This is a genomic window from Mycobacterium sp. ITM-2016-00316, assembly GCF_002968335.2.
In the GTDB taxonomy this organism is placed as follows: domain Bacteria; phylum Actinomycetota; class Actinomycetes; order Mycobacteriales; family Mycobacteriaceae; genus Mycobacterium.
Genome location: NZ_CP134398.1, coordinates 5825637 through 5846533 on the forward strand (window position 1 = coordinate 5825637; position 20897 = coordinate 5846533).

At 67.2% G+C, this 20897-nt stretch carries 19 protein-coding genes; 12 read left to right on the forward strand and 7 right to left on the reverse strand.

Annotated features, from left to right (window positions below; genetic code table 11):
- Positions 1 to 12: 12 nt before the first annotated feature.
- Together C6A86_RS28345 and C6A86_RS28350 are read left to right on the forward strand one after the other, a co-directional pair.
- Positions 13 to 1572: a DUF222 domain-containing protein gene (locus C6A86_RS28345; RefSeq protein ID WP_311100966.1), complete on the forward strand. Its 1560-nt coding sequence runs from the start codon at positions 13 to 15 to the stop codon at positions 1570 to 1572.
- 307 nt (positions 1573 to 1879) lie between these two features.
- The gene (locus C6A86_RS28350) at positions 1880 to 2902 is read left to right on the forward strand and encodes a fused (3R)-hydroxyacyl-ACP dehydratase subunits HadA/HadB (RefSeq protein ID WP_105364483.1); all 1023 of its coding nucleotides are present in this window, start codon (positions 1880 to 1882) and stop codon (positions 2900 to 2902) included.
- A 9-nt stretch (positions 2903 to 2911) separates the two neighbouring features.
- Here C6A86_RS28350 and C6A86_RS28355 read toward each other — a convergent pair whose 3' ends face one another.
- A complete protein-coding gene (locus C6A86_RS28355) occupies positions 2912 to 5713 on the reverse strand; it encodes a hypothetical protein (RefSeq protein ID WP_105364484.1) in 2802 nt (933 codons plus the stop codon).
- A 457-nt stretch (positions 5714 to 6170) separates the two neighbouring features.
- Between C6A86_RS28355 and C6A86_RS28360 the strand changes: the two genes are divergently transcribed.
- Together C6A86_RS28360 and C6A86_RS28365 are read left to right on the forward strand one after the other, a co-directional pair.
- Positions 6171 to 6548, forward strand: coding sequence for a heme-binding protein (locus C6A86_RS28360; RefSeq protein ID WP_105364485.1), 378 nt, complete (start codon positions 6171 to 6173; stop codon positions 6546 to 6548).
- Between the two features lie 54 nt (positions 6549 to 6602).
- Positions 6603 to 6857, forward strand: a complete 255-nt coding sequence (locus C6A86_RS28365) for a hypothetical protein (RefSeq protein WP_105364486.1) — start codon at positions 6603 to 6605, stop codon at positions 6855 to 6857.
- A 69-nt stretch (positions 6858 to 6926) separates the two neighbouring features.
- Here the strand turns inward: C6A86_RS28365 and C6A86_RS28370 are convergent, their stop codons facing one another.
- The 3 genes from C6A86_RS28370 to C6A86_RS28380 all read right to left on the reverse strand — a co-directional run bounded on the left by C6A86_RS28370 (position 6927) and on the right by C6A86_RS28380 (position 8269).
- Positions 6927 to 7151, reverse strand: coding sequence for a hypothetical protein (locus C6A86_RS28370; RefSeq protein WP_105364487.1), 225 nt, complete (start codon positions 7149 to 7151; stop codon positions 6927 to 6929).
- A gap of 89 nt (positions 7152 to 7240) precedes the next feature.
- On the reverse strand, positions 7241 to 7669 hold the full coding sequence (locus tag C6A86_RS28375; protein WP_105364488.1) for a thiol-disulfide oxidoreductase DCC family protein: 429 nt from the start codon (positions 7667 to 7669) through the stop codon (positions 7241 to 7243).
- Between the two features lie 15 nt (positions 7670 to 7684).
- Positions 7685 to 8269, reverse strand: coding sequence for a TetR/AcrR family transcriptional regulator (locus C6A86_RS28380; protein WP_105364489.1), 585 nt, complete (start codon positions 8267 to 8269; stop codon positions 7685 to 7687).
- A gap of 27 nt (positions 8270 to 8296) precedes the next feature.
- Between C6A86_RS28380 and C6A86_RS28385 the strand changes: the two genes are divergently transcribed.
- Complete coding sequence (locus tag C6A86_RS28385) at positions 8297 to 10711, forward strand: PEP/pyruvate-binding domain-containing protein (protein ID WP_105364490.1); 2415 nt, start codon at positions 8297 to 8299, stop codon at positions 10709 to 10711.
- Here the strand turns inward: C6A86_RS28385 and C6A86_RS28390 are convergent.
- Positions 10657 to 11757, reverse strand: coding sequence for a glutamate--cysteine ligase (locus tag C6A86_RS28390; protein ID WP_105364491.1), 1101 nt, complete (start codon positions 11755 to 11757; stop codon positions 10657 to 10659). The two genes, C6A86_RS28385 and C6A86_RS28390, sit on opposite strands and share 55 nt — an antisense overlap.
- Before the next feature lie 48 nt (positions 11758 to 11805).
- On the reverse strand, positions 11806 to 12465 hold the full coding sequence (locus tag C6A86_RS28395) for a pyridoxamine 5'-phosphate oxidase family protein (RefSeq protein ID WP_199196287.1): 660 nt from the start codon (positions 12463 to 12465) through the stop codon (positions 11806 to 11808).
- A gap of 120 nt (positions 12466 to 12585) precedes the next feature.
- Between C6A86_RS28395 and C6A86_RS28400 the strand changes: the two genes are divergently transcribed.
- The 6 genes from C6A86_RS28400 to C6A86_RS28425 all read left to right on the forward strand — a co-directional run bounded on the left by C6A86_RS28400 (position 12586) and on the right by C6A86_RS28425 (position 19452).
- Positions 12586 to 12735: a hypothetical protein gene (locus tag C6A86_RS28400; protein WP_158263291.1), complete on the forward strand. Its 150-nt coding sequence runs from the start codon at positions 12586 to 12588 to the stop codon at positions 12733 to 12735.
- 83 nt (positions 12736 to 12818) lie between these two features.
- On the forward strand, positions 12819 to 13670 hold the full coding sequence (locus tag C6A86_RS28405) for a formate/nitrite transporter family protein (protein WP_105364510.1): 852 nt from the start codon (positions 12819 to 12821) through the stop codon (positions 13668 to 13670).
- Complete coding sequence (locus tag C6A86_RS28410; RefSeq protein ID WP_233213098.1) at positions 13663 to 13905, forward strand: hypothetical protein; 243 nt, start codon at positions 13663 to 13665, stop codon at positions 13903 to 13905. The genes C6A86_RS28405 and C6A86_RS28410 overlap by 8 nt, the downstream gene beginning before the upstream one ends.
- 96 nt (positions 13906 to 14001) lie before the next feature.
- On the forward strand, positions 14002 to 15177 hold the full coding sequence (locus tag C6A86_RS28415) for an aromatic acid exporter family protein (RefSeq protein ID WP_105364494.1): 1176 nt from the start codon (positions 14002 to 14004) through the stop codon (positions 15175 to 15177).
- A gap of 93 nt (positions 15178 to 15270) precedes the next feature.
- Positions 15271 to 17304 carry a toprim domain-containing protein gene (locus tag C6A86_RS28420; RefSeq protein WP_105364495.1) on the forward strand — a complete coding sequence of 678 codons (2034 nt, stop codon included), beginning with the start codon at positions 15271 to 15273 and terminating at the stop codon, positions 17302 to 17304.
- A gap of 18 nt (positions 17305 to 17322) precedes the next feature.
- The gene (locus C6A86_RS28425; protein ID WP_105364496.1) at positions 17323 to 19452 is read left to right on the forward strand and encodes a DNA gyrase subunit A; all 2130 of its coding nucleotides are present in this window, start codon (positions 17323 to 17325) and stop codon (positions 19450 to 19452) included.
- Between the two features lie 13 nt (positions 19453 to 19465).
- On the opposite strand, the gene C6A86_RS28430 is transcribed toward C6A86_RS28425, so the two are convergent.
- On the reverse strand, positions 19466 to 20011 hold the full coding sequence (locus tag C6A86_RS28430) for a TetR family transcriptional regulator (RefSeq protein ID WP_158263292.1): 546 nt from the start codon (positions 20009 to 20011) through the stop codon (positions 19466 to 19468).
- 250 nt (positions 20012 to 20261) lie between these two features.
- Here C6A86_RS28430 and C6A86_RS28435 point away from each other — a divergent pair, with 250 nt between their 5' ends.
- Entirely contained in the window at positions 20262 to 20879 is a 618-nt protein-coding gene (locus tag C6A86_RS28435; RefSeq protein WP_233213097.1) for a sigma-70 family RNA polymerase sigma factor, read from the forward strand.
- Positions 20880 to 20897: the final 18 nt, after the last annotated feature.

Here is a 20897-nt window from a genome sequence, read left to right on the forward strand (position 1 = left end):
TATGTTCGAGTCATGAACAGCGATGTGGCCGGCGGCCGGGACGCAGTGCAACACGCGCTGTCCGACCGCGGCGCCTCCGTCAAGGCGCTGCTCGACGCCGATTTCGCGATGTTCGACTCCGCCGAACTGCTGGCACTGCTGTCTGAGCGTGAGCAGCAGGCCCGCGCCGACACCGCCGTCGATCACCGCATCCTGGCCGCCCTGATGGACCGGGCCACCCCGCACGAGATCGGCGGCAAAACCTGGACCGACGTGCTGACCACCCGCGACCGCCTCAGCGCCACCGAAGCCGCCCGGCGCATCACCGCCGCCCGCGATCTGGGGCCCCGGCACACCATGACCGGTGAAGTCCTGGAACCGGTGCTGGCGGCGTGCGCGGCCGCACTGGCCGCCGGCAGGATCACCACCGGGCACATCGCCATCATCCGCACCACGCTGAACAAGGCCTCCGCCCGCCTGGATGCCACCGCGCGCGGGCAACTGGAATCCACACTGGTCGATATCGCCGCCACCAACACCCCCGAAACGGTGCAGAAGGCCGCCGATCACGCGCTGGCTCTGATCAACCCCGACGGGGATGGCCCCGACCCGGCACGCCACCGGCGCGGGCTGAGCATCGGTCCCCAAGACGTCGACGGTATGGCCAAAGTGTCGGGCTGGGTGGACGCCGAATTCGCCGCCTACCTGCGCACCATCCTCGACGTGTGGGCGCGCCCGGGTATCAACAACCCCGATGACGAGCAACCCCAAAACAACCCGGACCCGAACCCACTCGACGAAGACCCTGTCGAACCCGACACCGGACCCGAGGACGAGGACGAAGGCGAGACAGAGGCAGAGGCCGCATCAGCAGAGGCCGAACCGGAGGTTGAGCCCGAACCCGAGGTGCCCGCGGCGTGGGTGCCCGGGCCCGCCGGCCCGCCGGCCACATGGGACCCCGACGAATTTCTGCGCGACCCCCGCACCCAGTCCCAACGCAACCACGACGCCATCAAAGCCGTCCTACGCGACACCCTGGCCTCCAAGAGACTCGGGCAACACAACGGCCTACCCGTCACCCTGGTCGTCTCCACCACGCTCAAAGAACTCGAAGCCGCCGCCGGGATCGCGGTCACCGGCGCAGGCACCCGCATGCCCATGCGCGATCTGATCCGGCTGGCCGAACACGCCCACCACTACCTGATCGTCTACCGCCACCACACCGCCGAACCGCTCTACATGGGCCGCTCCAAACGGTTGGCCACCAAAGCCCAACGACTACTGCTCTACAACCGCGACCGCGGCTGCACCCGACCCGGCTGCACCCAAGCAGCATGTCGCTGCCAAGCACACCACGCCAACCCCAGCTGGAACAACGGCGGACTCACCGACGCACCCGACCTCGGCCTGGGATGCGGACCCGACAACCAACTCGCCGAACTGGGCTGGACCAACACCATCGACCCCGCCACCGGCCGCGTGCACTGGCACCCACCACCACTCATGGACACCGGCGCCGACACCCTCAACCACCACTTCCACCCCGAAGAACTCTTCCCACCACCACAACCCGACGGGGAAGACGGTCGATGAGGACCTCGGCGGTGCCCTGCTGGAATACCTACCGCCGGATACTCGACGAAGATGGTTTGGTCATGCCAGGCGGTCCTCGACGGGTTTATTGCCTCCGGTGAGTGGACCGATCAGCTGCCGTTGGACTGGGATGTCACCAACTTCCCACCTGCCCGGCGATCACCGTCCCACCGCAACGTGCGGCACGGCACGAAGGCGCCCCTCCACGGCGGTCAGGGTGAGCCGCCGTTTTTTGCTGCGGAGCTCAGCGCGTTAACCTGCTGTATCGGCCTCAGCCAACGAGCAGATAGAAGAGTTGAGCACAGTCATGACCGCAGCAGCAGAAACGTCCGCACTCGAAGACCGGGTCGGCCACTGGTATCAGATGGACGACACCTACCTCGTCGGGCGCGAGAAGATCCGCGAGTTCGCTCGCGCTGTTCAGGACAAGCACCCGGCCCACTGGAAGGTTGCCGAGGCCCAGAAGCTCGGCTACCCGGGCCTGGTGGCGCCGCTGACCTTCACCTCGGCTCCGGCGATGGCGTGCAACCAGCGGATGTTCGAGCAGGTCGTCGTCGGCTACGACATGTACCTGCAGACCGAGGAGGTCTTCGAGCAGCACCGCCCGATCGTCGAGGGTGACGAACTGACCATCGACGTCGAACTGACGGCGGTGCGCAGGATCGCCGGCCGCGACCTGATCACCGTCACCAACACCTTCACCGATGCCGCCGGGGAGGTCGTGCACACCCTGCACACCACCGTCGTTGGCATCGGCAGCGACGATGTCGACCCGGCGATCCGGCCGGCTGTGGCCGGCGTGATGATGCACGGCATCAACATGCTCGGCACCGACAACACCGGCGAGTACCACAAGTCGCTGCGGCCCGAGGGCGCCCAGCGCATCGCCGAGGCCGGCGGTACTCCGGCCTCGCCCTCGTTCGACACCCTGAACGTCGGCGACGAGTTGCCGGTGCACCACACCCGGCTGTCCCGCGGCGACCTGGTGAACTACGCCGGCGTGGCCGGCGACGCCAACCCGTTGCACTGGGACCTCAAGGTCGCCAATCTCGCCGGCCAGCCCGATGTGCTGGCCCACGGCATGCTCACCATGGGGCTGGGAGCCAGCTTCGGCACTTCCTGGACCGGCGACCCGGGTTCGGTGACCCGGTACGCGGTGCGGCTGTCACAGCCCGCGATCGTGCCCGTCGACGGCGGAGCGGATATCGAGTACAGCGGCCGCATCAAGTCGCTGGACCCCGAGACCCGCTCCGGCGTCGTGATCGTCGGCGCAAAGTCGCAGGGCCGAAAGATCTTCGGTCTGGCGACCCTGAACGTCCGCTTCAGCTGACCCGGGCTGTCACCACACCGACAGGGTCAGTGCACCGGCCGAGCTGTTCACGCCATCGGTGTCGGTGGCGACGATCAGGATCGTCCGGGTTGTCCACCCGCCTTGGGTGGCGGTGAACGTGACGGCCTTCAGCGCGTCCTCGTACTGCTGCTTCGTCGCGATGCCCGACAGGGTCAGCGTCCTGGTCCCGGCGTCGTAGGTCGCCGTGATCGGGTTTCCGGACAGGCCGGCGAAAGTGAGGGTGTCCCCGGCCTTGCCGAAGGTCGTGACACTCATGGTGACCTTCTGCATATGGCTGGAGTCCGCGTCGACGATGCTGACCGAGGCGACCGGCTTCATCGGGGAGTCACCGATGGTGTACGACCGGCCGCCGATCGGGGTCACCAGCGGCACGTACCGGGTCGGGGACGAAACGCCCAGTGTCACAAAGCCGGGGGCAATGTTCGCGATGCCGTGTTCGTCGGTCGCCGAGATCGAGAGCCCGCGCACGAGTGCCGCGCCCTGTGTCGCCGTGAACGTCACGGCCTTGAGCGCCTCCTCGTACTGAGCCAGCGTGCCGGCACCGGTCAGCGTCAGAGTGAAGTCTGCTGCATTCCACGTCGCGGTTACCGGGTTACCCTCTGGCGCAACGTAGTTCAGAGTGTCGCCGCTCTGCGCGAACGTCACGATTCTGACGGTCAGCTTGGACAGCTTGCCCGAATCACCGTCGACGATATCGACGGCGGAGACGACGTTCGCCGGGTTGCCGCCGAGGGTGAACCCACCTCCGGCGATCGGAGTGACCAGCGGCGGCAGTGTCGGCGCGGCGCCCACACCGACGGTGACGAACCCGGGAGCGATGTTGTCCACGCCGTCCTCATCGGTGGCAGAGATGGACAACCCACGCACCAGCAGCGCACCGCCGGTGGCCGAGAACGTCACCGCCTTGAGCGCTTCCTCGTACTGAGTCAGCGTCGCATCACCGGACAAGGTCAGCGTGCGCTCGGCCGCATCCCACGTCCCGATGATCGGATTACCCTCCGGCGCAGCGTAGTTCAGCACGTCGCCGGACTGAGCCAGCGTCGCGATCTTCACCGTCAGCTTCGACAGCTTGTCCGAATCACCGTCGACGATATCGACGGCGGAGACGATCTTGGCCGGATTGCCACCGAGGGTGAACCCTCCACCCGCGATCGGGGTGACCAACGGCGGAAGCTTCGCGGCGGGCCAGACACCGACCGTGACAAACCCGGGTGCGATGTTGTCCACGTCATCTTCGTCGGTGGCCGAGATGCTGAGTCCGCGCACCAGCAACGCGCCCTGGGTCGCCGAGAACGTCACCGCCTTGATGGCTTCTTCATACTGCGCAAGCGTGGCCGAGCCGGACAGGGTGAGGGTCAGCGTCTCGGCATCCCAGGATCCGACGATCGGGCTGTCGACCGGAGCGTTGTAGGTCAGCACGTCGCCGACCTGGGCGAGGGTGGCCACCTTGATGACCACCCGCTTCAGCCCGATCGAGTCGCCGTCGACGATGTCGACCGTGGACACGATATGGGCCGGTTCTTTGCCGATCGTGTAGCCGCCACCGGCGATCGGGGTGACCAGCGGCGGTGCCTGGTAGACGGGGTCAACCGTGACCGGGATGGTGACCGTCAGATTGTCGGCCTGGGCGATCCCGAGGAAGCGGGTGACGGTTTCGACCACCGTCTGAATCTGGCCGAGCACCCCGGGCAGATGTTCGGAGTCGTCATGCACGACGATCTTGAAGCTGTCCACGAGGGGCTGCCCGGTGACCAGTGCCCACGGGGTGTAGACGAACTTTCCGCTGATGAGATCCCGGTACACCCAACCCTTTTCGGGTTGGATGATCTCGTAGGTGAGGACATCACCGTTGGGATCGGTGGCGTTGAGATCGATGTAGACCTGACCGAGGACGTTCTGCTCGTAGACGATCGGACCGGCGACGGGCGTCCTGTTGACGAACGTGTGGCTGATCTGACGCGCGACCCACGCCATCATGGTGTTCACCAGCAGATCCAGCGGATTCGGCGTGGTCGCCGACTGGGTGCCCAGGGTGGCGCTGGCCGCGGTCATCTTCGGCGTCGCGGCGCCGACGGTCGGCTTGGTGTCCTCGATCGCCGGCGCCTGCGGCACCTCGATCGCCGGGGCCTCCGGCGGTGTCTGCTCGGTGTCGGTCAGCACCGGGGCCACGGACTCGGTGGTGAGTTCCGGCGCGGCCTGCACCACGGCGGTGACGGCCTTTTGGACTTCGAGAGGCTTGTCGAGCTGGATATGGGCCCGGGCCTTGCGCACCGGCGGCGCGGACGTCGTGGCCTCGGCCGGCGCATCTCCCACCACCGCCGGGTCATCGCCGGACTCCGGCGCCGTGGCCTCCAGATCGGGATCGGCGATCTCGGGATCTTCGTCGGTCGTGGTGGCGCTCGGCTTGGCCGCCGTCTTGGGCCCGCGCTTACGGTTGATGGCCGGGCGCTCGGAGGCGTCACCGGACGATGCCGACGGCGTGCGGGGGCCTGCCGGGGTGGACGAGTCCGACCCCGATGAGTCCGATGACGACTCATTGCTGGACGTCGTCCCGGTGTCGGCGTACGCGGGCGCTGCGGCGTTGGCGATCGCGAACCCGACGCCCAGCGATACCGCCAGCGCGCCCACCCGCCCGACGTTCAGTACGTGGTTCGCGGAATTCTTGCGTGCGTGGCGCACCGACCCGCTGGATCCCGACGGCGTCAGAAGATGCTTGGCCAGCCACCACTGCTCGTTGTCCCGGGGACCTCCGCTGCGTTCGACGCGATGACGGGCGGGGGCTGCACACATAGACTTCTCCATCGTTCTGTCCGTGCCCCCGGGTCCGTTCGCTTGCTCTGACGTCGTTCGGCGTCGGACGAGCTCCCCCACGTCCACCACGGTTTCCCGCTGTTGCCACCGAGACTGTAAATGGAATTACGATCCGGGCGTAGCGTTATTGAGTCGTTTTATTGCGAACGCAATGACTGAGCTACCCCGCGGTGGGCGATATTGGCCATTCAGGCGGTTCATCTTTGCCTGCAGCAAATAGACATTTGCGTCAAATATGTGTGATGCCCGCGCCTCCCGCCGTGGACACGGGGCATCATGGGACAGGGCGCTCCCGGCGCGACCGCCTCAGCAGTCTGTGCACAAGCCGAGAATCTCCTGTTGGAATCTGGTTAGCTTTGCAGGTCAGGACTACCAACCCGGCGTCCTGCCACATGTCGGGCGTCTCCCCGACCATCGATCACAAAGGAGCCGATCAATGTCGCTCAACGTCCGTCGCACGGTCGCCGGAATCCTAGGAGCCGGCGCGTTCACCGGTGCGACGCTGTTCGCCGCCATCCCCACCGCCTTCGCCGAGCCGGTGCCCCCGCCGAACTGCACCGCAGCCGACCTTGCCGGGGTGGCCTCTGGCGTCTCCGCATCGACCTCGGCCTACCTCTTCACCCACCCCGAGGTCAACAACTTCTTCACCAGCCTGCACGGCCTTCCGCACAACGAGATGGAGGCCAAGGTCAACGAGTACTTCGACGCCAACCCGCAGATCGGCGCGGAGCTCAAGGGCATCCGGAAGCCGCTGCAGGACGTCCGGATTCGGTGTGGCGACACCGACAGCGACGGCGACGTCGACATCCTCTGACCCACTGCGGTCATCAACCTCTTCGCTTCACCCAATCCATTGAAAGGGACCCTTGTGATCAAGTCACGTTGGACCGCCGCCGCACTGCTCGCTGCCGCGGGCGCCGCCGGCGCAATCATCGCCGCACCGATGGCGTCGGCCGAACCCACCAATTGCACCAACACCGGAAACATCGTGTCCGGCACCAGCAACGTCTGCGTGAGCCCGGGCAACGCCCAGATCACCAGCTCGCCGGGTCAGCTCGGTGAGTCCCAGTTCGGTATGTGGCCCTGGGGCTACGGCGGCTACGGCGGCATCGGCATCCTGTAGCCGGCCGACAGGCTACGTCGAAACGAATGAGGGCGCCCACACTGTGGGCGCCCTCATCATTTCGGTCGATCAGTTCCGCACGGACGTATCCACGTGCGGCACGTACACCCGCGGCACGAGCTGGTTGATCCAGGGGTAGTTGCTGTCATTGTTGTAGATGTCGTAGACACCGGAGCCGTTGCCCAGTGCGGTGATGCCCTGCAGGTCTACGCCGGCGTGTGCCGGTCCGGCAAAGCCGATCACCGCTGCCGAGAACGCTCCTGCGACCAGTCCTGCCAATGCGAAGTTCTTCATCGCTCTCGCCTCTTACGTCTGTGAGCCTCTATCGGGGGCAATCGCCCGGCGACATCCGGTGTAACGGGCGCACTGGGAGTTTGATTCCTTCAGCCGTAGGTGGCATCGAGGAAACGGCCGCGCACCTCGGGGCCCGGAATCGGGCAGGTGTCGTACTTGCCGCCGACCCGGTACCGGACGGCCGCGAATGCGGCGTACAACCGGTCCCGGATGAACGCCGGCATCACCCGTGCCGCCGTCGCAAGCCTCCAGAAACCGCCGAGATAATCGGCCACCTCCAGCAGCGCGGCAGACTCCGTGCTCACCATCTCCCCAGGGCCGCCGGCATTGCGCACGAAGACCACCGAATCCAGACCCGCCAGCCGCGGATGGCGGGCGATGACGTCACGCGCGAAATCGCTGTCCAGGGCGGCGAAGCGGAGGGTGCCCTGGCGGTCGAACCGCAGGATGGTGCGCACGGCGCCATTGCAGACTCCGCACACACCGTCGTAGAGCAATACCGGTGGGGTTGCATCCATGCCACGAGTATTCCCTCATCGACGCATCCTCACACCGTCGAGCAGGATCGCCGTCGTACTGTCCACCCAGGCTTCGGTCAGGCCGTCCGGCCCGCGGACCAGCATGGCCGCCAGCGCCGAGCCGATGACCAACTCGAGCAGAACACCGGCGTCGAACCCGGGTTTGAGGTGGCCTTGTGCGGTGGCCTCGGCCAGGTAGGCGTCCAGTCCGCTCCAGCCTCGCCCGGAGAACCGGTCGAGCAGGCGCTGGTTCAGCGACGGGTCCGATGCGGCCTCGCCGATCAGGCCGGGGACGGCAACCCGGGCCAGCGGCGAGGTGAGCAGCGCCGCGGTGCGCGCCACGATGGCGCGCAGATCCTCGTCCAGGCGTCCCGTGGCGGGAACGGTTGAGGTGTCCGCGTCACGGAAGACGGTCTCGTGTATCAGATGTGCCTTACTGGGCCAGCGCCGATAGACCGCGGGCCGCGACGTGCCTGCACGGTCGGCGATGGCGGCGACGGTCAGCTCCGCATAGCCGACCTCGAGCAACAACGCCGCGGCGCCGTCGAGGACCGCCGCATCGATGCGCGCGTCCCGTGGCCGTCCGTTTTCTGCCGTCATATACGTGACACATGTAACGTTACTGCGGTGTCTGATGCAATATCGACCGTCCTCGACCTCGGCGACGTGGTCGACGACAGCTTCGGCGGCAAAGCCCTGGGCCTGGCCGAGCTGATCCGGCTGGGCGTATCCGTGCCGACCGGTTTCGTGATCTCGCATGCGTCGAGCTCGGGGCTGAACGACGCAGTCATAGAACGATTCTCACGTATGCAGGCGGCGGGCTCGACGCCGGTGGCGGTACGTTCCTCGGCTGCCGGCGAAGACGGAGCCGAGCAGTCCTTTGCCGGTCAGTACGACACCGTGCTGGGCGTCGACTCCGTCGAGAGTCTTGCCGCGGCGATCGCCCGGTGCGTCGGATCGGTGTCCTCCGAGCGCGCATCGTCCTACACCGGTTCGCGTGCTCACATGCATCTGGTGGTCCAGCAGATGGTGGATGCCCGCGCAGCCGGCGTGGTGTTCACCGCCGACCCGACCTCGGGGCGGCGCGACCTGGTGGTGATCGACGCGGTCCGCGGGCTGGGCGAGGCCCTGGTCGACGGTTCCACCTCCTCGGACCACCACGTGTTGACCCACGCCGGAGTTCCGGTGACCGCCGAGGTCGGTGACCGGCCCGCGCTGTCCGCCGGCGAGATCGCCCGGATTCGCGAAGGAGCGCTGCTGGCGGCCGGGCGCTGGGGCCGTCCGCTGGATCTCGAGTGGGCCATCGATCAATCCGGTGAGCTGTGGTGGCTACAGGCCCGGCCCATCACCACCCTGCCGGGCGACCTGAACGAGATGGACACACCCGTCACCGGTCCCGCGCACGTCTACACCCGCTGCAATATCGGCGAGATGATGCCCGGTGCCTTCTGCCCGCTCACCGCGTCGGTCAGCGGGCATGCCATCGACTACGCCATGCAGATGGTTCAGGTCGCGGGCGGGGTGCAGCAGCAGTACGAAGACCGCTGGCCGCAGGTCGGCTACTTCTACGGCCACATGTTCCTCAACATGACCGAGGGCACCGCGCTGAGCTCAGGAATCCTCGGCAACTCCCGCGAGCAGTTCTCCCTGTCGATCTGCGGTCGCGTGGTCGACGAACTGGAAGCAGGTCCGCCGAAACCGTTCGCGCGCAGGCTTATCAACACCATCCGGCTGAGTGCGTTCGCGTTGAGCGCGGGCCCGGCCATCAAACGCATGCCGGCCACGATCGCGCGTTTCCCGGTGTTCACCAGCCGCGATCCACGCGTCGTGCTGGCGCAGCTGGAGACCGGGGTCGAAATCTACCGCGACGTCACCCTCACCCACGTCCGGTCTTCGTCACGGTCCGCGGTCGCAGCGAATGTGTTGGAGAGCCATCTCATTCGGCAGGCCGTCAAGCGGGGGGACAGTGAAACCGAGGGCAGCGCCGAGGCGATCAGGATGATGACCGGCGCCGGCGTCGAGAGCGCGCGGATGGTCGAGGAACTGAACGCGGTGGTGCGGACGCTGCGCCGCGACCGGGCCGCCACCGAGAATTTCCTGGCTTCGTCGCCGGCCGATGCTGTTGCCGGTTTGTGCGCTGCCGGCAGTCCCAGCGGCGTCGCGCTGCGGCAGTTCCTCGACGCTCACGGCCACCGCGGCTACCGCGAGCTGTGCATGCGCGATCCATCCTGGGCCGACGATCCCGCGGGACTCGGCGCGATGATGCAGGTGATGCTGCGCGCACCGGCACAGGACGAATCCGCCGCGGCCGGTGCCGCCCCGCCGCGGTCACGGGTGCTGCGCACGCTGGCTCGCCTCGCCCAGGGCGGAGCGCGTGGCCGGGAAGAGACCAAGTCGCGAATGGCGTTGGTGGCACACCTTCTCAAGCGCGGCTACCGGCACCTCGGCGAGGTGCTGCGCGACGCCGGGCGGCTACCGGACGCCGATCTGGTGTTCTTCTTCGATCGCCTTGAGCTGCCCGAGCTGGTGAACGGTGCCGATCCGTCCGGACTGGTGGCCCGCGCGGTGGTCCGCCGCGAGGCGCTGGCCGTCCAGGCCGCGCTGGAGTTCGATGACGTGTCGGTGGGCCGGCCGAGCCCGGTGGCGCGCACCGCGGCGGCCGCCTCCGACGGACAGATCGTGGGCAGGCCCGCCGGCCGCGGATCGGTGGAAGGTACCGTCCGCGTGGCGCGTTCCGTGGTGGAAGCGCGAGAGCTGCAGCCGGGCGAGATCCTGGTGGCGCCGGTCACCGATGTCGGGTGGACGCCGTATTTCGCCGTCATCTCCGCCCTGGTCACCGACATCGGAAGCTCGGTGTCACACGGCGCGGTGGTGGCCCGCGAGTACGGGTTACCTTGTGTCGTCAATACTCTGGTGGCCACCCGGGTGTTGCGCACCGGCGACCGGGTGCGGGTCGACGGCGATCGCGGGTTGGTCACCGTGCTGGATCAGCAGCCCTCTACTGTGGCCGCCGCGGACGACTCGATCACATCGGACACCTGACCGCGGCGTTCCCAGGCGGCACGCTGACGCATGGCGCCGTTGCCCTGTTCATGAATGCGACTCAACTCGTCGGTGACAAACTCCAGGTCGCCGACTCTGCGTAGTGCCGGTGCGATCATGTCGACGAAGGCCCGGAGCAGTTCGTAGGCCGGTGCGGCACCGTAACCGCCCAGCAGGTCCACCGCCTGCCCGTCCAGTCCGTCGTGCGCGGATTTCCAGTACGCCGCATCCAGCGCGTGCGAGGCGATGGGCGAGACGCCGACACCGCGTTCGTCCTCCTCCAGTGCTGTCATCACCGCGCCGCGGGTCAGCGCCGCCAGCAGCACCGACTCGGCAATCGTGGCCGGAACATCGGAGACGCGCACCTCCACCGTCGGAAAGTTCGCCGACGGGCGAACGTCCCAATAGACCATGCCGTCGTCGAGCATCGCGCCGATGTCCTGCATCATCTGGACCGTGCCGTCGTAATCGTCGAGCGAATCGAAGTACGGCGGCGGACCGGCGCTCGGCCACCGCGACCACAGCACGTGACGCCAGCTGGCATGGCCGCTGTCGGCGTTGCGGTAGATCGCCGAGTTGGCGGTCAGCGCCAACAGCAACGGCAGCCACTGCCGAATCCGGTTGCTGACCCGGATCGCCGCGGCTCGGTTCGGTACCGCGACGTGTACATGGCAGCCACTGATGCCCTGTTCGTGCGCAATCATCCCGAACCGCTTCGCGATACGGCCGTAGCGCGGCGTGTCCGTGATCGGGAACTGGCGCGGGAGCGTCGGCGGCAATCCGACGGCCAACAGGCGGGCCCCGGCGGCGTCGGCGGCAGTGCCGGCGACCCGCCGCAAACGTTGGAGTTGGGACCGCACGTCGGCGACCGTGTCGGCGACCTCGGTGGCGGTCTCCACCTGACAGCTGGTCAACTCCAGCTGCAGCTCCACACCGTCGGCCTTCGCGATCTCGGCGACCCGCGTATTGAGCGGGACCGGCTCACCCGAGTCCGGATCGATGAGCAGAAACTCCTCTTCCACACCGAAGGTGGGATGGTTGGACATGATCTCCCCGAACGATTGACCCTGTGTCGGCCCAGGGGTCCCTGCGCGCTAGCTGGATTGCCCGTTTTCCGGCGGCACCAAACGGGCGAGTTGTTCGGAAAGCCGGACGTTCTCCCGTCGCAATGCCGCGAGTTCTTCGTGCAGCGGCGCGAGGTGGGGTTCGAGGTCCGCGGCACTGAACCGGATGGTGATGTGCTGGGGACAGTTCCAGTCATAGGCCTCGACGGTGATCAGGACGGCACGTTCGACCACGGCGTCGTAGCCCGGGTCGACGAAGGCCTCGAGCAAGGCTGGATCGTCCTCGGCGGTGACCACCCGCGCATGGCCGAAGATCTTGAGCCGGCGCCGGTGGACGTAGTCGACGGCGATCAGCGCGACCCGGTCATTTCCGCTGAGATTGCCGGTGCTGATGTATTGCAGATTGCCGCGAAAGTCGGCCCAACCGATGGTGTTGTCATCGACGGCGCGTAGGAAACCGGCAGGGCCGCCGCGAAACTGAACGTAGGGCCATCCTGTCGCGCCGACCGACGCCAGATAGAAGCTGTCCCGCTCGGCGAGATAGTCCTTCTCGTCATCGGTCAGCGCGTCCGCACCGGGCACGGCCGTTCCCTGGACACGTTTGCGATCGTAGAAGCCGTCGCTGCCGTAGCGGTGCTGAACATCGCGCACCGCATCGGTGAACGCGATCGCGCCGTAGTGTGTGCTCACCGATTCATGAAAGCACGGCTGCCCGGGCGCCGGCATCGGTCTGCGACGTCAGCGCTACACGAAATCGCCCGGAAGATAAGGGCATCGGGAGCTTTCGCCGGTTCGCTCAGCGAGTACGCGTTGGCCGATGTCACCCTCTACCACTACGGCCCACAGAACGGCTTTCACTTCACCGTCAGCGTGCTCGGCTGGACCGAAGAGCGGGCCCGGGATTTCCTCAGCGCCCAGTTCGCACACTCGCTCCACGAAATGGCCACACCTACGGCGTAGCAGGCACGCCCGGCGGACGGTTGGCCGAAAGCTGGGTTGGGTACTCCGTGCCGTCACCCAATCACCCGATCGTGAGGATGTCCATGAGCAGGACGAGCCAGCGCGATCTGGGCAGTTCCGGCAGTCCGATCGAGGACGAGTTGGAGGATGCCTTCAACCGAATGGTCGACGAAGGCACCCAGCGCCTGCACCGCAGCTGGCGCGAGGTGCTGGTGACCGGATTCTTCGGTGGTACCGAAGTGGCGATGGGCGTGCTCGCCTACCTTTCGGTGCTGCACGCCACCGGTGATCACCTGCTTGCCGGGCTCGCATTCTCGATCGGCTTCCTGGCACTGTTGCTCGGCCGCAGCGAACTGTTCACCGAGGGATTCCTCATCCCGATCACCACCGTGGCCGCGAAGAGGGCGAGTGGCCGACAGCTGCTCACACTCTGGAGTGGCACCCTGGTCGCCAATCTCGCCGGCGGGTGGGTGCTGATGTGGCTGATCATGCGGGCATTCCCCAAGCTGCACGAACAGACCGTCGAGTCGGCCTCGCACTTCGTCACGGCCCCGATATCGGTGGAGACGGTGGCGTTGTCCCTGCTCGGCGGCATGGCGATCACGCTGATGACCCGCATGCAGCACGGCACCGATTCGGTGTTCGGCAAGATCGCGGCCGCCGTGGCCGGTGCCTTCCTGCTCGCCGGCCTGCAGATGTTTCACTCCATCCTGGATTCGCTGCTGATCTTCGGCGCGCTGAGCACCGGAGAGGTCCCCTTCGGATATCTCGACTGGCTCGGCTGGTTCGGCTACGTCCTGGTCGGCAACGTCGTCGGCGGCCTCGGCCTGGTCACGCTACTGCGGTTGTTGCGCAGCAAGGACCGCATCCAGGAGGAGCGCACGGAGGCCAGGCGTGGAAACCCGCCGAGCGGGGCATCCTCCGACGATGAATGACAACACTGCAGCGCCGAAGCCTCCCGGCCCCACCGACCAGGGCCGCACCGGAGGGATGGCCACTCGGGAAGTGGCCCCAGAAGTGGTGGAGAAACACCGCGGTGGCGTGCCCAAGGACGCCACCGAGGTCACCGAGGAGCAGGCCGAACAGCAGGAGCAGCAGGAGCATCGCAACGACGACCCCGACGCACCCGGACGGCATCAGGACCGCCACCAGATCGCCGACGAGACGTAGCGGTCACCCCGCAACGGACCGCCGAAGCCGGGTAGCCCCTAGATCGAGCTGGAAACCTGTCAGCGCTGGTGCGCCGATGCCGGAGGTGTGAATGCCATGGGTGCAGTCGAGACCGCCCAGCGCCTCAAGCGCGCGCTGCCCGTGGTCGCCGTCGACCGCAACACCGCACTGGTCCTGGTGAAGTGCATCATCGCGGGAACCGCCGCCTGGATCGTGGCGACCGATGTCTTTCACGCCACCTACGCCACATTCGCCACGTTTTCGGCGATGCTGCTCATGCACCAGACCATCGCGGAGTCGGTGGAGAAAGCGGCCCACTACACCGCCGCGGTACTTCTCGGGATCGCGCTGGTAGGCGGGGCTGTCCTGGCGGTCGGCGTGCAGCCATGGCTGCTACCGATCATCCTGGCGGTGACGCTCGTGATCGGGCATTGGCACCGCTTGGGCAGCCAGGGCTTCAACGTGACGGTGGCGGCGGTATTCGCCTACGGCGTGTTCGCCATCCCGTCGTCCGACAAGCCCGCATTGACCCTGATCCGCGACCTTGCCGGGATGGTGCTGCTGGGCGCAACCGTCGCCATCGTCACCAATCTGCTCATCGCACCGCCATTGCGATACCGAAGTGCCGCGGGCGCGGTCGAAGGTTACTTCCAGGCCGCCACCACGCTGCTCGAGGACATGGCCGCCGCAATGGACTCCGGAATACCCGAACCCGACGCCGCTCGGGAGTGGCGGCGGCGCAGCGACGACCTGCCGCGGATGGCCGCTCAGACCCGCAGCACCATCGATCACGCCTGGGAAACGCACAAACTGAATCCGCGCCGACTGCTCGCCCGCGATCGGAGCGATCTGACCGTCTACCGGATAACGGTGCACGGCGTCGACCGCATCGCCGAACAACTCCGGTTCGTCACGGCCGGTCTGGTCCGGGTATCCCACGAAAGAAATCGTGAACAAGCGGCGCAGGAGATTCCGCGCAACGAATTTCATCGGCACTACGCCGGCGTGCTGGCCGCGGTCTGCGATGCCGTCGCCGCGGCGGCGACGATCCACTCGATGGCAGACCTGACGCCCGGTGACGCTACCTCCGACCCATCCCGCCGTTGTGAAAGCGCCCTCCGGCTACTCGGTGCCACCGCCGACATCCACCGACTGGACCTACCCGACGATTGGGCGCTCTACGGCGCGCTCTACACCGACGCCGAGCGTCTGTGTGAGGAGGTTCGATCCCTGCGCGAGGCCCTGCACGACGCATTTCCGCCGCATCGGTGACCGGCTTCACCGGCACGGATACGCTGAGATGTCGGGTCAGCGGACTACCATTCCTCCCGCAATCCCACCCGGCCCAGACGGAGACAACCAGCAGTGAGTTACAACGCCGCAGACATCACCGAGCTCGACGATGTCCAGCACACGCGCCTGCGGCCGGCCGTGAACCTGGGCCTCGATGTGCTCAACACCGCCCTGCGCGAGTTGGTCGACAACGCCATCGAAGAGGTCGCCGATCCCAGCCACGGCGGCTCCACGGTGACCATCACCCTGCACGCCGACGGATCGGTCAGTGTCGCCGACGACGGCCGCGGCCTGCCCGTCGACTCCGATCCGACCACCGGTAAGAACGGCATCGTCAAGACCCTGGGCACGGCGCGCGCCGGTGGCAAGTTCTCCGCGCATTCCGATGCCACCAGCACCGGTGCCGGCCTGAACGGAATCGGCGCCGCGGCAGCGGTGTTCATCTCTGCGCGTACCGACGTGACCGTGCGCCGCGCCGGCAAGACCTACCTGCAGAGCTTCGGCGCGGGCTACCCCGGTTCGTTCGAAGGCAACGAGTTCGACCCGGACGCGCCGTTCACCCGCGCCGACAACCAGAAGCTGCGCGGCACAGGTAACCGCAAGCCGGACGCGCACGGCACCACGGTGCGCATCCTGTTCGACCCGATCGTGGTGCCCGACTCGACCGTGGACGTCGGTGAGGTGCTGCTGCGTGCGCACGCCGCCGCGCGGATGTCCCCCGGTGTGCACCTGACGGTCGTCGACGAAGGCTGGCCCGGTCAAGAGGTGCCGCCGGCATTGCTCGAACCGTTCAGCGGCCCGTGGGGCAGCGACACCCTGCTGGACCTGATGTGCACCGCGGGGGGCACTCCCCTGCCCGGCGTCCGCGCCGTCGTAGAGGGCCGGGGCGAATACACCACCGGCCGCGGCCCCACGCCGTTCCGCTGGTCGTTGACCGCCGGACCGGCAGAACCCGCCACCATCGCCGCGTTCTGCAACACCGTGCGCACCCCGGGCGGCGGGTCCCACCTGACGGCCGCGATGAAGGGTCTGTCCGAAGCGCTGGCCGACCGCGCCTCCCGGATTCGTGATCTCGGCCTGGCAAAAGGCGAGGACGGCCCGGAGCCACAGGATTTCGTGGCCGTGACCGCACTGGCCGTCGACACCCGCGCCCCCGACGTGGCGTGGGACTCGCAGGCCAAGACCGCGGTCTCCTCACGATCGCTCAACTTGGCAATGGCCCCGGATGTGGCGCGCAGTGTCACCATCTGGGCGGCCAATCCGGCCAACGGCGACGCCGTGTCGCTGTGGACGAAGCTGGCCCTGGAATCGGCGCGGGCGCGACGCAGCGCCGAGGGCGCCAAGGCCCGGTCCCGGGCGGCGTCGAAGGCCAAGGGGCTGGGCACCAACCTGTCGCTGCCACCGAAGCTGCTGCCCAGCAGGGAAACCGGACGCGGGTCGGGCGCCGAATTGTTTCTGTGCGAGGGCGACTCGGCGCTGGGCACCATCAAGGCGGCCCGCGACGCCACGTTCCAGGCCGCCTTCCCACTGAAAGGCAAGCCGCCCAACGTCTATGGGTTCACCGTCAACAAGGCGCGGGTCAAGGACGAATTCGACTCGATCGAACGCATCCTGGGCTGCGGGGTGCGTGAGCACTGCGACCCCGAGCAGTGCCGTTATGACCGCATCCTGTTCGCCTCCGACGCCGACCCCGACGGCGGCAACATCAACTCCAGCCTCATCTCGATGTTTCTGGACTTCTACCGGCCACTGGTGGAAGCCGGGATGGTCTATGTGACGCTGCCGCCGCTGTTCGTGGTCAAGGACGGCAACGAACGCATCTACTGCCAGGACGAATCCGAGCGTGATACCGCGGTGGCCCAGCTGAAAGCCACCTCCAAACGCAAGGTGGAGGTGCAACGGAACAAGGGCCTTGGCGAGATGGACGCCGATGACTTCTGGAACACCGTGCTGGATCCGCAGCGGCGCACCGTGATACGGGTGCACCTCGACGACGGTGACGCCAAGCTGCACCACACCCTGTTCGGCGGGCCACCGGAGGGACGGCGTACGTGGATGGCCGATATCGCCGCCCGTGTCGACACCGCCGCGCTGGACCTGAGCTAGAAGATTTAGGAAATCACTGTGACCGCGATCATCGAGCAGAATCCCGATCTGGTGCTCGACCAGAGCGCCGACGACTACTGGAACCACTACCAGCTGACGTTCGCGCTCTACAGCGTCAGCGACCGCGCGATTCCGTCCGCGTTCGACGGGCTCAAGCCCGGCCAGCGGCGTCTGCTCTACCAGATGCACGACTCGCGACTGCTGCCCGGCAACAAACCGCAGAAGTCCTCGAAGGTCTGCTCGGCGGTCACCGGCAACCTGCACCCGCACGGCGGCGCGTCCATGTACGGGGCCGCTGCGCTGATGGCCGCGGAGTTCCAGCGCGTGAAAGTGATTGACGGACAGGGCGCTTTCCCCCGCATCCAGGGCGATATTCCCGCCGCCGACCGGTACACCGAGATGCGGTTGTCGGCGCCCGGGGCCGCGCTGACCGCCGAACTCGATGACCACGCCGTACCGATGGTCTCGACGTTCGACGGTGAATGGATCGAGCCGACCATGCTGCCGGCCCAGTGGCCGGTGCTGCTGTGCAACGGTGCCGTCGGCATCGCCGAGGGCTGGGCCACCAAGGTGCCCGCCCACAATCCGCGCGAGATCATGGCCGCCTGCCGGGCGCTATTGGCGCGGCCGAACACGACCGACGACACCTTGATGAAGCTCATTCCGGGCCCCGACTGGGGATGTGGGGCCACCGTGGTGGGCACCGCCGGGCTGCGGGAGTACATCACCACTGGACGCGGGCAGCTCACGGTACGCGGCACGGTATCGGTGGACGGCAAGAACGTCATCGTCACCGAGTTGCCGCCCGGGGTCGCGAGCAACACGGTGCAGGAACGCATCCGGGCGCTGGTCGAATCCGGGGAGCTGTCGGGGGTGGCCGACATGTCGGACCTGACCGACCGTCGGAACGGGCTGCGCATCGTGGTCACCGCCAAGCGCGGACACAGCGCCGAAACGATCCGAGACCAGTTGCTCGCGCTGACGCCGCTGGAATCGACGTTCGCGGCCAGCCTGGTAGCGCTCGACGAGGACCGGGTGCCGCGCTGGTGGACGGTGCGGGAACTGATCGGCGCATTCCTGCACCTGCGCGACTCGGTGGTGTTGCGCCGCAGCGAGTACCGGCTGGAGAAGGTCACCGCGCGGCGGCACCTGGTCGCCGGTCTGATGACCATTCACCTGGACATCGACGCCGCGGTCGCGGTGATCCGCAACTCCGACACCGTCGACGACGCCCGGCGCGGCCTGCAGGACCGCTTCGCGATCGACGAAGAGCAGGCCAATTATGTTCTGGCGCTGCAGCTTCGGCGGCTCACCAAGCTCGACGTCATCGAGCTGCAGGCCGAAGCGGACAAGCTGGACGCCGAGTTCATCGAGCTGACCGAGCTGGTGACCAACCCCGATGCCCGCCGCAAGGTGATCGACAAGGAGCTGGTGGAGACCGCCAAACTGTTCAAGGGGCCCGAGTTCGACCGGCGCACCGTCCTGGACCCCGACGCGGCACCGGTCACCGCCGGCTCCGACGACGACGGGCCCCGCGAGAAGAAGGTCAACGCCGCCTGGCGTCTCGATGACCGCGGCGTGTTCTCCGACAGCCACGGCGAACTGCTCAGCTCAGGGCTGGGCTGGGCGGTGTGGACCGACGGGCGGATCAAGTTCACCAACGGCAACGGTCTGCCCTACAAGATCCGCGATATCCCGGTGGCACCGGATATCACCGGGCTGCTGGCATCGGGTGTACTGGCCGACGGCTACCACCTGGCGCTGGTGACGCGCCGCGGCAAGGTGCTGCGGATCGACCCGGCGGCGGTGAATCCGCAAGGCGCAGCGGGTAACGGCGTGGCGGGGGTGAAGCTCGCCGCCGAAGACGACGCGGTGATTGCGGCGCTCCCGGTGTCGTGCGGCAACGGTGAAGCGATCCTGTCGATCTCCGAGAAGGCCTGGAAGGTAACCGAAGTCGCCGATATACCGGTGAAGGGCCGGGGCGGAGCCGGCGTCGGTTTCCACCCGCTCGTCAACGGTGAGACCGCGCTGCTGTCGGCGGCCATCTCGGCGACCGGATTCGTGCGCGGGAAGCGGTCGGTGCGGGCGGAGAAGCGCGCCAAGGCTTCGGTCAAGGGCTCCGGGGCGGATGTGACCCCGGCGGAGTAGCGAATGCTCGCCGTCAACCGCCGAGGATGAGTCCGGTGAGCCAGACCAGCGCGGCACTGCAGGCTTCGTCCGCCTCCTCGATGGATTGCGTGCTGGTCAGGAACGCCAGGCGCAGTCCGTCGACGGCGGCCACCACGATCTGTCCCGCCAGCGTGGGCTCGGGAGCGCCGAGCACGTCAAACAGGTGGGCGAAGAGGTCGTTGGTCTCGTCCTGCCAGGCACGGACCTCGTCGCGCATGGACGGCTTGGCCACGGCATACAGTTGCAATTCGTACTGCGCACGCATGTAGACGCGGCCACGCGGTTCGGACACCATGACCTGGCGCAGCCACTGGTCCACCGCGGCGCGCACCTTCGCCGGCTCGCTCTGAGCCATGGCCGCCAACCGGGCGGTGTTCGCCCTCATCTCGGCCAGCTCCGTGGCCACGGTGTGCCGGAAGGCCGCGGCGATGATGTCCTCGCGGGACGCGTAGTGGTAGGTGGTCGACGACAGCGAGACCCCGGCCGTCTGTGCGACGGCCCGGTGCGTCAATGCGTCGATACCCTTGTGACCGGCCACCTCGATGGCCGCGTCGACGATGTCAGCGCAGATCTGTTCCGCCGTCTTGCGGGTAGCGATCGCCCACTCTCCTACTTTCGGTACCGGGGTACCGGCGGTACAGGTGTACTTGCAGACCGTTCAGCTTACTCAGGCATCGACGCCGCGGGCCGCTCACACACCGGCGCGGGATCGAAGGGCGGTTGTGGTACAAATGTACTTACGGTACAAATGTACTCATAGGTCGCCGACACCCCGGACGGGAGACACCGTGGAGCACCTTCCGGCACCGTCGGGCGCGGGTGACCGGTCTGTGGCCGGCGCCGAGCTGGTCGCACGTTTCGAGCGCGATGCGCTGCCCATGCGGGACCTGATCTTCTGCAGCGCGCTGAAGATGACGCGGCATCGCGCCGACGCCGAGGACCTCACCCAAGAGGTGATGCTCAAGGCATTCCGGAGTTTTCATTCGTTTCGGCCGGGGACCAATCTGCGCGCATGGCTTTTTCGGGTGCTCACCAACACCCACATCAGCAACCATCGCCGCCGGTCGAGCCGACCCACCGAAGTGACAGCAGCCGAGTTCACCGACGGTCAACTCGCGGCCGACAACCGCTACCGGATGCGATCCGCCGAGGCGATGGCACTGGACTCCCTGCCCGACCGCGCGGTCACCGACGCCCTGACCGCATTGCCCGAGAACTTTCGGATCGCGGTGTTCTATGCGGATGTCGTGGGCCTGTCCTACCGGGACATCGCCGCCATCACCGGGACACCGGTCGGCACCGTCATGTCGCGGTTGCACCGCGGCCGCGCCCAGTTGCGCCACCTGCTCGCCGACGTCGCCACCGACCACGGCTACCACCACAGTCCGCGGCTGAAAGCATCATGAGAACAGCCGGAGTCCGCA